This window comes from Staphylococcus sp. HMSC063A07 (genome assembly GCF_001836955.1).
Classification (GTDB): domain Bacteria; phylum Bacillota; class Bacilli; order Staphylococcales; family Staphylococcaceae; genus Staphylococcus; species Staphylococcus lugdunensis.
The window spans coordinates 9,980-23,224 of the sequence record NZ_KV830924.1; the positions used below are offsets into that span (position 1 = coordinate 9,980).

A 13,245-nucleotide genomic window follows, 5' to 3' on the forward strand; every position below is an offset into this window, starting at 1 on the left:
TTTCTGAGATGTATGTCCCAGACCCTTTTTATATAAATTAAATTCAAATGCTAAGAAGTTATTGTGCAAATTGGCTACTTCTTGATGACTCTGAAGTATGAGATGCTTTTTGACTTTTTAATGTTACGTCGATTTCTTTTGTATTTCCGTCTCTAATAATAGTTAAAGTTACCTTTTCACGAGGTTTTTTATGTTGATATAAGTACGTTCTTAAATCGGTATCTTCTTTAACTGTTGTATTATCTATCTTTGTAATAATATCACCTTTCTTGATCGTACTTCCATGTTCAACCTTAGCCACATATACGCCTTCTTTTCGATTTGTATGCAATTCTTCACGATACGAGTCTGGAATTTCACTTAAATTTAGTAATCCAATACCAATTGAAGGACGTTCGATTTTGCCGTTTTTTACAAGTTGTTCAATCGTAACTTTAACTTCATTACTAGGAATAGCAAAGCCGATACCTTCAACTTGTTCAGCGGCAATTTTCATTGAATTTATACCCACAAGATTACCGTTTATATCAACAAGTGCACCTCCAGAATTACCTGGATTAATCGCAGCATCAGTTTGTAAGACAGTCACTTTCGTACCGCCAGACGATGTATTTGCATCGATGGTACGTTCGTTGGCTGAAATGATACCTGAAGTAACTGAATTAGCGAATTCAAGTCCTAAAGGATTACCCATTGCAAATACAGAGTCACCTGTCTGCACTTTGCTAGAATTAGCAAATTTAATGGCTTTAACTCCATTTGTTTGTTTGATTTTCAAAACTGCAATATCTGAAACCGCGTCTTTACCAACGAGTTTAGCATCAACTTGTTTACCATTATGTAATTGTACCTTAACTTCATTCGCGCCATCAATAACATGATTATTCGTTACAATATAAGATGAATCATTATTAACTTGATATATTACACCAGAACCAACACCTGCTTCTTGTGATTTTGTGGATTTACCACGCAGCAAGTCATCAATACTTGAAGCTTTTTGCATATTAATAACACCCACAATTGAAGGTGATACATCTTTAATCATTTGGTTGACAGAATTGTATTTTTCACTTTTACCATCCAGCCGATTGCCACCTTTAGAGTTTGTTGCCTCTTGCACTTGCGAACCATTTTGATTCAAGCTGGTATGATTTAGCGCTTTTCCAATACCTAAGACGATTAATGCACCTATGATTCCTGCAACAATAGCAATGACTATTGTTTTAAACAAAGGAAAACGAGGTTTTGGATTTCTATAATGTTGATTGAATATTGACATTGTCTACCTCCTATTTCATACATAATATTATTATGTATGGTTTTCAACAATAATTCTAGTAAATTACTATCAGACTTTAGAAGTATCTTTGACGCTGCTTGTTAAGGCAAGAATATAATGATAAAATTCAATTTGTTGAAATAAAAGCAAAGAAGGTGCCATTATGTATCAAATCATCAGTAAATTATTAAATGTCTTGTTAGTAAAAGGGGCTAAATCTTTATATGTATTAGGGAAAGAAAATGTACCGAAGGATAGTAAATATATTGTGACATGTACACATGAAAGCTATAACGAAGTCATTATGTTAGCGCTAGCGCTTGTGCCAAATGAAATTAATTATATGGCTAAAAAAGAATTATTTAAAAATAAATGGATAGGTAAATTTTTAACTTCTTTAAACGCATTTCCAGTAGACAGAGAAAATCCAGGTCCTAGTACATTAAAACGTCCTATTAATTTATTAAAGCAAAATAAAACGGTAGGTATCTTTCCAACAGGACATCGAACATCTACAGAAGGCGCACCATTAAAAAGAGGTGCCTCTACAATTGCTTTGTTAAGTAAGTCGCCGATTTTACCAGCTGCTTACGTTGGACCAAAGCATATTTTAGGATTGTTGACTGGTCGTGCCACAATTAAATTTGGAAAACCTATTTATCTTAGTGATATTCCAAAAGAATTAAAACGTAATGAAAAGATTGAATATCTTACCAAAGAAATTGAAAAAAGAACAGGGGAATTACAGAAAGAGTTAAATGTCTTATATTATGAAAAATAATTAAATTGTTATATTACCAACAAATTTAAGTTTGAAGATAAAATATATAGTGAAATAAAGCGGATTTTTATTAAAGTTTAATAGAAGTTCTCTTTTACTTTTTACACATTAAAGATGAAACGATGATTAATTAAACTGCTATGTAATATTGCTAAAGGTAAATTCATAACTAAAATAGAAGCGTGCAAGCTATGAAGATTATGTAATATATACTTTGTATTAGAAGTTTCGTAATATTAAATATTTTGTTAACATTTTCAAATAAATCTATAAAAATACAAAATGCATATGGTTATTTATTTGTTTGGCAATTATAATAAATAAGTAATAAAAATAAATACGTATTAAGGATTGATAATATGGGTAAGTTTTTTCAAAATTTAGGTCGCTCGCTAATGTTACCAGTAGCAATATTACCTGCTGCTGCGATTATTACTGGAATAGGTAATGCATTAAATGCGTTGCATATCTGGGCACAAGTTGCTTTGTTCTTTACTACTGTTGGTTCAACCATACTGGAACAATTAGGTATTTTATTCGCAATTGGTGTAGCGATTGGTATGGCGAAAAAGAATGATGGGGCAGTTGCGCTTGCAGCAGTGACGGGTTATTTGCTAGTAACTGTTGTTTTGTCACCAGCCAAGATAGCTCCAGTTTTACATGTTAAAGAAAATAGTCTAGATTTAGCTTTTTCACAAATGAATAATTCAAATGTTTTTATTGGTATTGTTATCGGTTTAATAGCAGCGTATACATATAATAAATTTAGTGAAACAGAATTACCAGTTGCGCTATCTTTCTTCAGTGGACGTAGATTAGTGCCGATATTAACTGCATTTTTCTGTACGTTTTTGGTGTTGGTGCTTCTTGTAGCTTGGCCAGTTGTTTATAATGCTATAGTTACTTTTGGAAAAACAATCACAGGGTTTGGACCATTTGGCGCATTTTTATATGGATTCTTTAATCGGTTATTAATACCAACTGGATTACATCATGCATTAAATAGTGTATTCTGGTTCGATACTATTGGCATCAATGATATTGGTAAATTCCAAAGTGGTAAAGATGCCGTAAAAGGCATTACAGGACGTTATCAAGCAGGTTTCTTCCCAGTAATGATGTTCGGTATGCCAGCTGCTGCTTTAGCGATTTATCATACGGCTCAAAGCAAACAGCAAAAGCAAGTGTATGCTTGGTTTTTAGCTAGCTCAATTGGTGCATTCTTTGTTGGTGTAACTGAACCTATCGAATTTGCTTTCATGTTTGTAGCACCCGTTTTATTTGTTATTCATGCATTATTAACTGGGTTATCACTATTTATTGCAGCATTGTTTCATTGGACTGCAGGGTTTGCATTTAGTGCAGGATTGATAGACTATTCCCTATCATTAATTAATCCTGTTGCAAATCATCCGTTGATGTTATTAGTACAAGGCGTGTGTTTCTTTGTATTATATTATGTTATTTTTAGAGTTGTTATACAGGTCTTTAACTTAAATACAATTGGTAGAGGGGATAATTTGCTTGCTGATCCTACTGAAACTGATAACAATCATCACGCAGTTCCAGATAATGGTGAGGGTCAAAGTAAATATTACAATACTGCTAAACAGATTTTAGAAGGGCTTGGCGGTAAGTATAATATTGTATCATTAACGAATTGTGCGACACGTCTTAGAATGGAACTGAAGGATAATGTAGTGATAGACGAACAGAAAATAAAAAATGCTGGGGCAGTAGGTGTTACTAAGAGTGGCAACCATTCAGCGCAGGTAATTGTAGGAACGCATGTTCAACAAGTTGCTGATGAAATTGAAAAGCAATTGTAGAATTTAAATAGCATTAAAATGCGGTTAAGCAAATGTCTACATTGACGTACTGTTTAACCGCATTTTGCATTTGCACCAAACATATCAATTAGGTATGATTAAGAAAAGTAATAGAGAGGATGTGGTGTGAGTGAAATCTATATTATTTGATGTTGATGGCGTTTTTTTAAGTGAAGAACGTTGTTTTGATGTTTCAGCACTCACAGTTGATGAATTATTACATAGTGAAAATTATTTAGGTCTTCAACCTATTAAACAATATAGTGATTTAACAGATGATCAAATTCAACAAATTAGAAATGAGATATTTCAGAATGATAAGATTTTAAATCATTTTAAATCACTGGGTCTTAATTCGAATTGGGATATGTTATTTATTGTTTTTAGCATTCATTTTATACATATTTTGAAGGAGCTTTCTAAAGGAGATAGAGAGGCTGTGCTGTCAAGTCAGCATTTTACTGTAGACAGTATTGCATTTATTAAGCAACATTTAAATCAACAACCGAGCCTTTCACCACTAAATGTTAAGCATTTTTTATCAACGACAACACATGGGAAAACTCAAATATATGAATCATTAAAGCAATATGCACAACAGGAGCTAGAGATTGTTCAAGATGATATGTTTAATTTAAAAAGTACGCTGTGGCATTTTACGCAAGAGGTTTATCAAGAATGGTATTTAGGACAAAGCTTATATGAAGAGATTGAACAGAAAAAACCAAGAAGCACCTTTAAAAAAGGCTTTATTTTTCAAGAAATTTTATTACGGCCTGAAGCGGAAATTCAACAATTATTACATGATTTAAATGCAGCAGGCTATCAATTGGCTGTTGCAACAGGCAGACCTAGAACAGAAACAATTGTGCCGTTTAAATCATTTAGTTTATTACAATGGTTTGATCAGTCACATATTGTGACCGCATCAGAGGTATTAACTGCTGAATCACAATATCCATCTTCTGCACCTTTAGGTAAGCCGAATCCATTTAGTTATATAGCAACATTAAATGGAAATCATCGTGAGCATTACAGTGAATATATCAAAAATCAAAATCATATCGTTTGTGGTACAGATGTTTATATTGTGGGAGACTCACTAGCAGATTTATTGTGTGCGAAAAAAATTGGAGCAACGTTTATTGGAACATTAACTGGATTGAGCGGCAAATCAGCTCGTCTTGAATTAGAACAGCATGGGGCAGACTTTATTATCAACCATGTTGGTGAAATTAGAAGCATTCTACTATAAATAAAGATTGGTAAGTTATATATAATAGATTATTTACGGATTATTTTGAACAGTCTGGGACATAAATGTAATGGATTGAAAATGACTAAATTTTTCTTAGGGCTTGGTTTCCACAATATCATGAATATGGTAGGTGATATCATTTGAAGATATTAAAACTGAAGTTTCTATTGGTAGTGTAGGTTGGGGTGGCTGAAGCTGTCCTCTAAGAAAGCGAGCCAACAATACGAAGTATTCAATAAAAAAGAAGCAGTCAGATGAGTTGAATTCAATTCATCTGACTGCTATTTTTCTGAGATTTATGTCCCAGCCTCATAATTTTGAGATTGATGGTCCATTCTGTATATATAGTTTATGATATTATTCTAAGTTCTTGGAGAAAACTTTATGCCTTAGACTCTGTGTTAGGAATCGATAGAATTGTTCCATGAATCTTTGTGAATTGCTGGGTTTGTTTGAGATGTTGAATAACTTTGTCTGTGATTGGTTGATCGACAGCAATAATCATCATGGCTTGTCCGCCTTCAGTATTTCTACCTAACGACATACTTGCAATATTGATTTGTTCTCGACCAAGCAACGCTCCTGTTCGACCGACAATTCCAGGCACATCGTTGTGATAAGTTATTAATTGATAAGCATTAGGCTGAAAATCGACTGAGAAATCATTAATTCTTATAATTCTTGGACCAAACCCTTCAATAACGGTTGCACCAATAGTTAGAGAATATGATTGATGTTGCAAACGTATTTCAACATAATTCTTAAAAGCTGAGCCAGCTGATGTTCTTGTTTCAACTTGATAATTAATTTCTTGTTCTTTTAATAATACTAAAGCATTGATTAAATTTGCACGATGGCCAAAATGTGGTTTTAGTAACTGTGTAATGGATGAACGCAAGATTAAATCTGCGTGCGGTTCAACAATTTCTCCGCTTACTGTGATTTTAATGTCTTCTGGTGCGTGATCAAATAATTGCACAGCAAGTTCAGCTGCAATTTCACTAACTTTAATGAATTCTCGAGCAGTGTTGCTAATATTAGAAAAATCTAATGTTGGCGCGTTAATCGCATGCTTAATTAATCCTTGCTCAAAATAGTCTACAAGTTCTTCCGAAACTGAAATGGCTACTTTGGTTTGGGCTTCAATAGTTGAGGCACCTAAATGAGGCGTTACAATAATATCGTCGTGACTAATTAAAGGTGAATTAGTTGGAGGTTCTTCTTCAAAGACATCGATGGCAGCTTTGGCAATTTGTTTTTTATCTATTGCTTCAAATAAAGCTGCTTCATCTATAATGCCACCACGTGCAACGTTAATCACTTGTAATGTTGATTTTGCTTTATTAAAGAAGTCCTTTCCAATCATACCTTTTGTCTTCTCAGTTAAAGGTGTATGCACAGTTAAAAAATCTGCTTTTTTAGCTATCTCATCTAGTGAGGCTATAACGATATTTAATTCTTTGGCTTTTTCTTTAGTTAAAAATGGATCATATGCTAAAACAGTCATACCAAAGCTTTGCAAACGTTTAATTACCCCAAGACCAATTCTCCCAGTGCCAATTACTCCCAGAGTTTTTTGATAAAGTTCTACACCACGAAATGCTTTACGATTCCATGCTCCTTGTTGTAATGAAGCATGTGCATTTGGAATATTGCGTGCCATTGCTAAGAGCATAGCAACTGAATGTTCAGTTGCTGAAATCGTATTTCCATCAGGTGCATTAATCACGATTATACCGTTTAATGTAGCAGCATTTATGTCAATGTTGTCAACGCCAACTCCAGCACGTGCAACAACTTTGAGGTGTGAGGCAGATTCTAATACTTTAGCAGTGACTTGTGTTTGGCTACGAACAATTAGAGCTTCATAACTATCAATCATTTCACACAATTCATTTTCTGATAAATTAGTTTGAATATCTAATTGAAAGTTGGGATTATTTATTAATGCCGTAAGACCTTCTTTAGATATAGGGTCTGCTACTAATATCTTATGCTTCATGATGAATTACCTCCATATATGCTTTCATGCCTTTACCAATATAATTCATTTTGCGATAGTCAGATAAAATCGTTTCTAACGCTGCAACAACAGAAAGAATATCAAATGGTGAAACCTTTCCCATATGACCAATGCGCAGAATCTGACCTTTAAGTTTGCCTTGGCCACCAGCAATTGTAATACGATAGTTTGCTTTTAATGAATCTTTAATGTATTTGAGCTCAGCACTATCTTTTGGTATAAAAGCAGTGACGGTAGGTGAGGCGTCTTGTGATTGTACTAATAAGTCTAAATCTAAAGCCTTTAGTGCTGTTCTTAAAGCTTGTTTAATGATATTATGTCGTTTAATAACATGTTCAAATCCTTCATTTTCGATTAACGCGCTATAGCGGTTAAGTGCTCTAAAGAGTGCTACATTTGGTGTGAAAGGTGTGCTATGTTGTATTAATGATGAATGATATTTAGTTAAATCTAAATAAAATCTGGGCGTCTTTACTTCTTGAAATCTTTCGAGTGCTCGATTATTGTATGCGACAAAAGCAAGTCCTGGTGGCAGCATAATAGCTTTTTGACTACCTGATATTAGCACGTCGATATTGTCCCGCTCCATATTTGCGTCAACAGCACCAATGCAACTGACACCATCAACGACAAAATAAATGTCAGGATCAAAAGATTTAATTGCATATCCTATTTGTCCAACGGGATGCAAGACACCAGTTGATGTCTCACAATACTGACAAAATACAGCTGTAATCGTTTCATTTAGATTAGATAAGTAATTTTTAAATGCATCAATGTTAACAGCTTCTCCCCATGCTACATTAAAAACATGTACATTTTGATAATATGTTTCTGCAATTTGTTTAAAACGATTACCAAAAGCTCCTGAGACAATAACGACAAAATGGTCATCTGGATTAACGATATTTAACATACTTGCTTCTAATACGCTTGTTCCACTTGAAGTTAATACCATAACATCATTTGTACTGCCAAAAATCTTTTTCAGAGATGTAAATGCCGTCTTAGCTATGTTTTCAAAGTCGGCCGAGCGATGACCTACCATAGGCAATTGAATGGCTTCATTGATTTCTTTCGGTACTGGGGTAGGACCAGGTGTTAATAATAAAGTTTCGTAATAGTGCATAATAAAACTTCCTCCAATATGATGATTTTTCAATTTTACCAAATATTCTGAAAATTTTAAAGGCAATTTCATATATTATATATTTAAAAATAGAGATAGTTGTACCTAATTTCAATTTGAATGCTGAAACAGGTTAAGACATAAATACCAAAAGACACAAAGAGGATTTCAACTTAAAAATCTTCTTCGTGTCTTTTTTCTCCGCATTGCAGGACTTTTGTTCATAGAATGCTGTACTTAGTCACTTGATATAAAATAATACGCATTGTTAATTCTCTGCTATTGTTGGTTCAATAATAATCTCTATATTTCCTCTGATTGAATTTGAAATCATACAATGTTCATCAGCAATTTGAGTTAGCTTTGAAATACGTTGTTGTAAACGATTGCTTTGCAATTTATCAATAAATATTGTTGGTTTATGAACAATTCTTATCATTGAAAATTTACCTTGATTAAATTGAGCAGTTCCTATAGATTCATTTTTAATAGTAATGTTATCAAACCTTGCACGTTCTAAAGCGGCTGCGAGTGATATGATATAACAAGATGAGGCAGCTGAAACTAACATTTCATCTGGGTTTGTCCCGGTGCCATTACCACCAAGAGATGAGGGAATGGAAATACGTTCATTCAAAATATCGCCTTCTACGGTACCAATACTTTCTCGTCCTCCTGTCCAATGTGTTTTTACTTTAAAATCATGCATAACCATATAACTTTGACCTCCATGTTTGATATGTTAACTTTAGTTTAGATAATTTAAAATAGAAAGCAAGGAAGGGGACTTTTAATGACTATTTCAAGACCTAATTCAACGTTTAGCATCGTTGCACATCGTGGTTTATCGAAACGTTATCCTGAAAATTCATATATAGGCTTAAAAGCGGCTTTAGAATTACCAATAGATATGTTAGAAATTGATGTCCATTACACTAAAGATAAGCAACTTGTGGTCATACATGATGATACAATTGATCGCACTTCTAATGGCCGAGGAAAAGTCATAGATTATACATATGAGCAATTACAACAATTTGATTTTGGAATCAAATGGGGAGAAGCTTTTAAGGGAACCCGAATCTCTAAATTAGAAGATATATTACAATTAGCTCGACAGTATTCAAAAATATTATTGATAGAGTTGAAAGTTCCTCAACAATATCCTGGTATTGAAGATATGTTACTCGACGTTTTGGATCGCTATCATATGCCGAAAAGGCAAGTGATTTTACAATCGTTTGACGAAGAAAGTGTGCGATCTATAGCAACAAAAACGACAGTATACAAACTTGGTGTATTGATAAGTAAGAAGAAATATTGGCATCGTTTACCAAATTTTGAAGATATTTCACAATATGCGGACTATATTAATCCCAATTACTCTATAGTAACTAAAAAATTTATCGATGGCGCACATCAAGTTAATCTCAAAGTTATGCCGTACACTGTAAATGAAGCCAAAGCTGCACAGTCACTTATTAAACTAGGTGTCGATGGCATTATTACAGATATACCAGATGAACTTTTTCAACTATAAAGAAAGCGTTAATAATTTTAAATTGTGACCTGTAAGTAAAAATACGATAATACAGGGAATATGAAGCCATACAGTCATCCGTAACGTAAAAAAGCCAGTAAATGCATTTACAAAATACGCATTTACTGGCTAATTTTTTAGGAATGATGTCCTAAAGTCTAACACTTATTATCTTGAGTAGTACTCAACGATTAATTGTTCATTGATTTCTGCTGGTAATTCGCTACGTTCAGGGAAGCGTACGAAAGTACCTTTTAAGTTATCTGCATCAAAATCTAAGTATTCAGGAACGAAATTATTGATTTCAACAGATTCTTTAATAATATCTAAGTTTTGTGATTTTTCACGTACAGTAATCACTTGACCAGGCTTTAATGAATATGATGGGATATCGACACGACGACCATCTACTTCAATATGACCATGACCAACTAATTGACGAGCTTGACGACGTGTGCGGGCTAAACCTAATGCATAAACAACTGCGTCTAAACGACTAGCTAATAAAATCATGAAGTTTTCACCATGTACACCATATTGCTTAGCAGCAATATCAAATGTATTACGGAATTGTCTTTCAGTCATACCATATAAATAACGTAATTTTTGTTTTTCACGCAATTGCATACCATATTCTGATAATTTTTTACGTTGGTTTGGACCATGTTGTCCTGGTGCGTAAGGACGTTTTTCTAATTCTTTACCAGTACCGCTTAATGAGATACCTAAACGACGAGATTTTTTCCAGTTTGAACCTCTGAATCGAGCCATAAATTGACTCCTCCTTTTCTTTTTTGTTGTTATGAATAAACAAAAAAGAGTGCTATATGCTCATCAAGATATGTTGTTTTATGTGTCTTCGCCTTATAGCTACAGTTACACGACACGTCCGCTTTGGGAACAACATAGCGCTTAATAATATATAGCTGCTACTTTCGTAAATTCACACAAATATTATTGTAACATTTTATGGTAAAGTGTCAATACTTAAATATAACTACAGAGAAAGTTGTTGTTCGATAATTGATACTAAGTTTTCTAATTGTCGCTGATCTTCCTCTGTAAAACGACTGTTAATAGGAGAATCAATATCTAATACACCAATAATTTCATTGTTTTGATGTAAAGGTATGACTATTTCAGATTTACTTTGTGCATCACAAGCGATATGTCCCGGAAATTGATGGACGTCCGCAATGCGCTGTGTTTGGTTTTGTGCAACAGCAGTGCCGCACACACCTTTTCCAATAGCGATGTGAACACACGCTGGATGACCTTGAAATGGTCCTAATATTAGTTCTTGATTGTCTATTAAATAAAAACCAACCCAATTTATTTGGTCGAGATTATCATTTAATAAAGCAGATGTGTTACTTAATATAGCGATTAAATTAGTTTCATCTTCTATTAAACTCTGAAGTTGTTTTGAAAGTAAATTATAATTTGTAGATGTTGTACCAGTCATTAAATTACCTCGCTCATTTTTCTTCATATTATAATAGGTAAAAATAAATTCGGCAATTCATCTATTTTTCACTTAAATCACAGGGCAAATTACGTTATAATAAAATGTGATAAATTAGGAGGAGAATGAGATGGTCTTATACATTATTTTAGCAATTTTCATCATTTTATTGATTGCTATAGGAATTATGTTCTTTTTGCGCTCAAACAAGCGAACTTTAATTTCTAATGCTGAAGAACGTAAAGTTGAAATTCAACAGTTACCTTATGAAAGCAATCTAGAAAAATTAACAAAGCTAAACTTGAAAGGTGAAACAAAAACGAAATATGATGCATTGAAAAAAGCTACAATGGATAACACAACTAATTATTTAGCACCAGTAGAAGAAAAACTACAAAGTGCTGAAGAACAGCTTGATAAATTTAAATTTTCAGCAGCTCAGAATGATATCGATGATGCCAATGAATTAATGGATCATTATGAAGAAGGGTATCAGTCACAATTAAAAGAAGTTGATGAAATTGTAGCTTTACATAAAGATAGTGATAGTATTTATCAACAATGTAAAACAAATTACCGTGAAATGAAACGTGATGTGTTGGCTAATAGACATCAATATGGTGAAGCAGCTGCACCTTTAGAACAACAAATTGAACAATTCGAACCGCAACTTGATCAATTTGAAACACTTAAAGCAGAAGGTAATTATGTTCAAGCACATAATCACATTGCTGGCTTAAATGAAACAATGACACAACTTAAAACATATATGGAAGAAATTCCGGAATTAATTCGTGAAGCCCAAAAGGAATTACCAGGACAATTCCAAGATTTAAAATATGGCTGTCGCGACTTAAAAGTTGATGGTTTTGATTTAGACCATGTCAAAATTGATGGCACGCTACAAAGTTTGAAAACGGAATTAAGTTTTGTTGAGCCAATGATTAGTCGATTAGAATTAGAAGCTGCAAATGAAAAATTAGACGCCATTAATGATAAATTAGATGAAATGTATGATTTAATTGAATATGAAGTTAAAGCCAAAAATGAAGTTGAAGAGTCTAAAGAGGACATTACTGACGCATTATTTAGAGCGAAAGAAATGAATTATACACTTAAAACTGAAATAGATTATGTTAAAGAAAATTATTTCATTAATGAGAGCGATGTTCATAGCGTGAGACAGCATGAAAATGAAATTCAAAATCTAATTGCAGTTTACGATGAAATATTACAAGAAATGTCTAAGTCAGCGGTCCGTTATAGTGAAGTTAAAGACAACTTAGAGTATTTAGACGATCATGTTGCAGAAATAAACGAGGATCAAGAAAAATTACAAAATCATTTAATTCAATTACGAGAAGATGAAGCAGATGCTGAAGATAATCTTTTACGTGTACAGTCTAAAAAAGAAGAAGTATATCGTCGATTGCTTGCATCTAATCTAACAAGTGTACCAGAACGATTTATCATTATGAAAAATGAGATTGATCACGAAGTTAGAGCTGTAAATGAACAGTTTAGCACCAAACCTATTCATGTCAAGCAATTAAAGGATAAAGTTGCTAAAATTGTAATTCAAATGAATACGTTTGAAGACGAGGCTAATGATGTATTAGTAAATGCAGTTTATGCTGAACGATTAATACAATACGGTAATCGCTATCGTAAAGATGATAATAGTTTAGATAAGAGTCTAAACGAAGCAGAACGCCTATTTAAAAACAATCGTTATAAACGATCAATTGAGCTTGCTGAACAAGCACTTGAGAAAGTTGAACCAGGTATAACAAAATATATAGAAGAACAAATGACAAAAGAATAATTGCACTATACAATAGAAATGCATAAAATAGGCTGGGACATTTGATTATGTTCCAGCCTACTTATACTATATTGACTCCGTAATAAAAATTAAATTGCACTACTGTTCTACGA

General features: G+C 33.2%; 11 protein-coding genes. 5 read left to right on the top strand and 6 right to left on the bottom strand.

From position 1 onward, the window contains the following. Positions 1 to 58: 58 nt before the first annotated feature. Entirely contained in the window at positions 59 to 1,282 is a 1,224-nt protein-coding gene (locus HMPREF2597_RS06080; RefSeq protein ID WP_002478028.1) for a S1C family serine protease, read from the bottom strand. Between the two features lie 163 nt (positions 1,283 to 1,445). On the opposite strand from HMPREF2597_RS06080, the gene HMPREF2597_RS06085 reads away from it, so the two are divergent. The 3 genes from HMPREF2597_RS06085 (at position 1,446) to HMPREF2597_RS06095 (ending at position 5,147) form a co-directional block, all read left to right on the top strand. Beyond that, the gene (locus tag HMPREF2597_RS06085) at positions 1,446 to 2,063 is read left to right on the top strand and encodes a lysophospholipid acyltransferase family protein (RefSeq protein ID WP_002458847.1); all 618 of its coding nucleotides are present in this window, start codon (positions 1,446 to 1,448) and stop codon (positions 2,061 to 2,063) included. A 359-nt stretch (positions 2,064 to 2,422) separates the two neighbouring features. Continuing rightward, entirely contained in the window at positions 2,423 to 3,892 is a 1,470-nt protein-coding gene (nagE, locus tag HMPREF2597_RS06090) for an N-acetylglucosamine-specific PTS transporter subunit IIBC (protein ID WP_002478029.1), read from the top strand. A gap of 130 nt (positions 3,893 to 4,022) precedes the next feature. Beyond that, complete coding sequence (locus tag HMPREF2597_RS06095) at positions 4,023 to 5,147, top strand: HAD family hydrolase (RefSeq protein ID WP_002478030.1); 1,125 nt, start codon at positions 4,023 to 4,025, stop codon at positions 5,145 to 5,147. A 385-nt stretch (positions 5,148 to 5,532) separates the two neighbouring features. Here the strand turns inward: HMPREF2597_RS06095 and serA are convergent, their stop codons facing one another. The 3 genes from serA to HMPREF2597_RS06110 form a co-directional block, all read right to left on the bottom strand. Further along, positions 5,533 to 7,152 carry a phosphoglycerate dehydrogenase gene (gene serA / locus HMPREF2597_RS06100; RefSeq protein ID WP_002478031.1) on the bottom strand — a complete coding sequence of 540 codons (1,620 nt, stop codon included), beginning with the start codon at positions 7,150 to 7,152 and terminating at the stop codon, positions 5,533 to 5,535. Beyond that, positions 7,142 to 8,302 (bottom strand): pyridoxal-phosphate-dependent aminotransferase family protein, encoded by a 1,161-nt coding sequence (locus tag HMPREF2597_RS06105; protein ID WP_002478032.1) that lies wholly within the window; start codon positions 8,300 to 8,302, stop codon positions 7,142 to 7,144. The genes serA and HMPREF2597_RS06105 overlap by 11 nt, the downstream gene beginning before the upstream one ends. Before the next feature lie 268 nt (positions 8,303 to 8,570). Next, positions 8,571 to 9,017: an SACOL1771 family peroxiredoxin gene (locus HMPREF2597_RS06110; protein WP_002478033.1), complete on the bottom strand. Its 447-nt coding sequence runs from the start codon at positions 9,015 to 9,017 to the stop codon at positions 8,571 to 8,573. Between the two features lie 78 nt (positions 9,018 to 9,095). On the opposite strand from HMPREF2597_RS06110, the gene HMPREF2597_RS06115 reads away from it, so the two are divergent. Further along, on the top strand, positions 9,096 to 9,842 hold the full coding sequence (locus tag HMPREF2597_RS06115; RefSeq protein WP_002478034.1) for a glycerophosphodiester phosphodiesterase: 747 nt from the start codon (positions 9,096 to 9,098) through the stop codon (positions 9,840 to 9,842). Positions 9,843 to 10,010: 168 nt separating this feature from the next. On the opposite strand, the gene rpsD is transcribed toward HMPREF2597_RS06115, so the two are convergent. Both rpsD and HMPREF2597_RS06125 read right to left on the bottom strand, forming a co-directional pair. Continuing rightward, entirely contained in the window at positions 10,011 to 10,613 is a 603-nt protein-coding gene (gene rpsD, locus HMPREF2597_RS06120) for a 30S ribosomal protein S4 (protein WP_002458855.1), read from the bottom strand. A gap of 226 nt (positions 10,614 to 10,839) precedes the next feature. Further along, positions 10,840 to 11,307 carry a GAF domain-containing protein gene (locus HMPREF2597_RS06125; RefSeq protein WP_002478035.1) on the bottom strand — a complete coding sequence of 156 codons (468 nt, stop codon included), beginning with the start codon at positions 11,305 to 11,307 and terminating at the stop codon, positions 10,840 to 10,842. Positions 11,308 to 11,437: 130 nt separating this feature from the next. Here HMPREF2597_RS06125 and ezrA point away from each other — a divergent pair, with 130 nt between their 5' ends. Continuing rightward, positions 11,438 to 13,132, top strand: coding sequence for a septation ring formation regulator EzrA (gene ezrA, locus HMPREF2597_RS06130; protein WP_002478036.1), 1,695 nt, complete (start codon positions 11,438 to 11,440; stop codon positions 13,130 to 13,132). The last annotated feature ends 113 nt before the right edge of the window (positions 13,133 to 13,245 follow it).

Coding starts and splice junctions, on each gene's coding strand:
- HMPREF2597_RS06105 (WP_002478032.1), bottom strand. CDS start 8,302: ATGCACTATTACGAAACTTTATTATTAACACCTGGTCCTACCCCAGTA.
- HMPREF2597_RS06115 (WP_002478034.1), top strand. CDS start 9,096: ATGACTATTTCAAGACCTAATTCAACGTTTAGCATCGTTGCACATCGT.
- serA (WP_002478031.1), bottom strand. CDS start 7,152: ATGAAGCATAAGATATTAGTAGCAGACCCTATATCTAAAGAAGGTCTT.
- ezrA (WP_002478036.1), top strand. CDS start 11,438: ATGGTCTTATACATTATTTTAGCAATTTTCATCATTTTATTGATTGCT.
- nagE (WP_002478029.1), top strand. CDS start 2,423: ATGGGTAAGTTTTTTCAAAATTTAGGTCGCTCGCTAATGTTACCAGTA.
- rpsD (WP_002458855.1), bottom strand. CDS start 10,613: ATGGCTCGATTCAGAGGTTCAAACTGGAAAAAATCTCGTCGTTTAGGT.
- HMPREF2597_RS06080 (WP_002478028.1), bottom strand. CDS start 1,282: ATGTCAATATTCAATCAACATTATAGAAATCCAAAACCTCGTTTTCCT.
- HMPREF2597_RS06085 (WP_002458847.1), top strand. CDS start 1,446: ATGTATCAAATCATCAGTAAATTATTAAATGTCTTGTTAGTAAAAGGG.
- HMPREF2597_RS06125 (WP_002478035.1), bottom strand. CDS start 11,307: ATGACTGGTACAACATCTACAAATTATAATTTACTTTCAAAACAACTT.
- HMPREF2597_RS06110 (WP_002478033.1), bottom strand. CDS start 9,017: ATGGTTATGCATGATTTTAAAGTAAAAACACATTGGACAGGAGGACGA.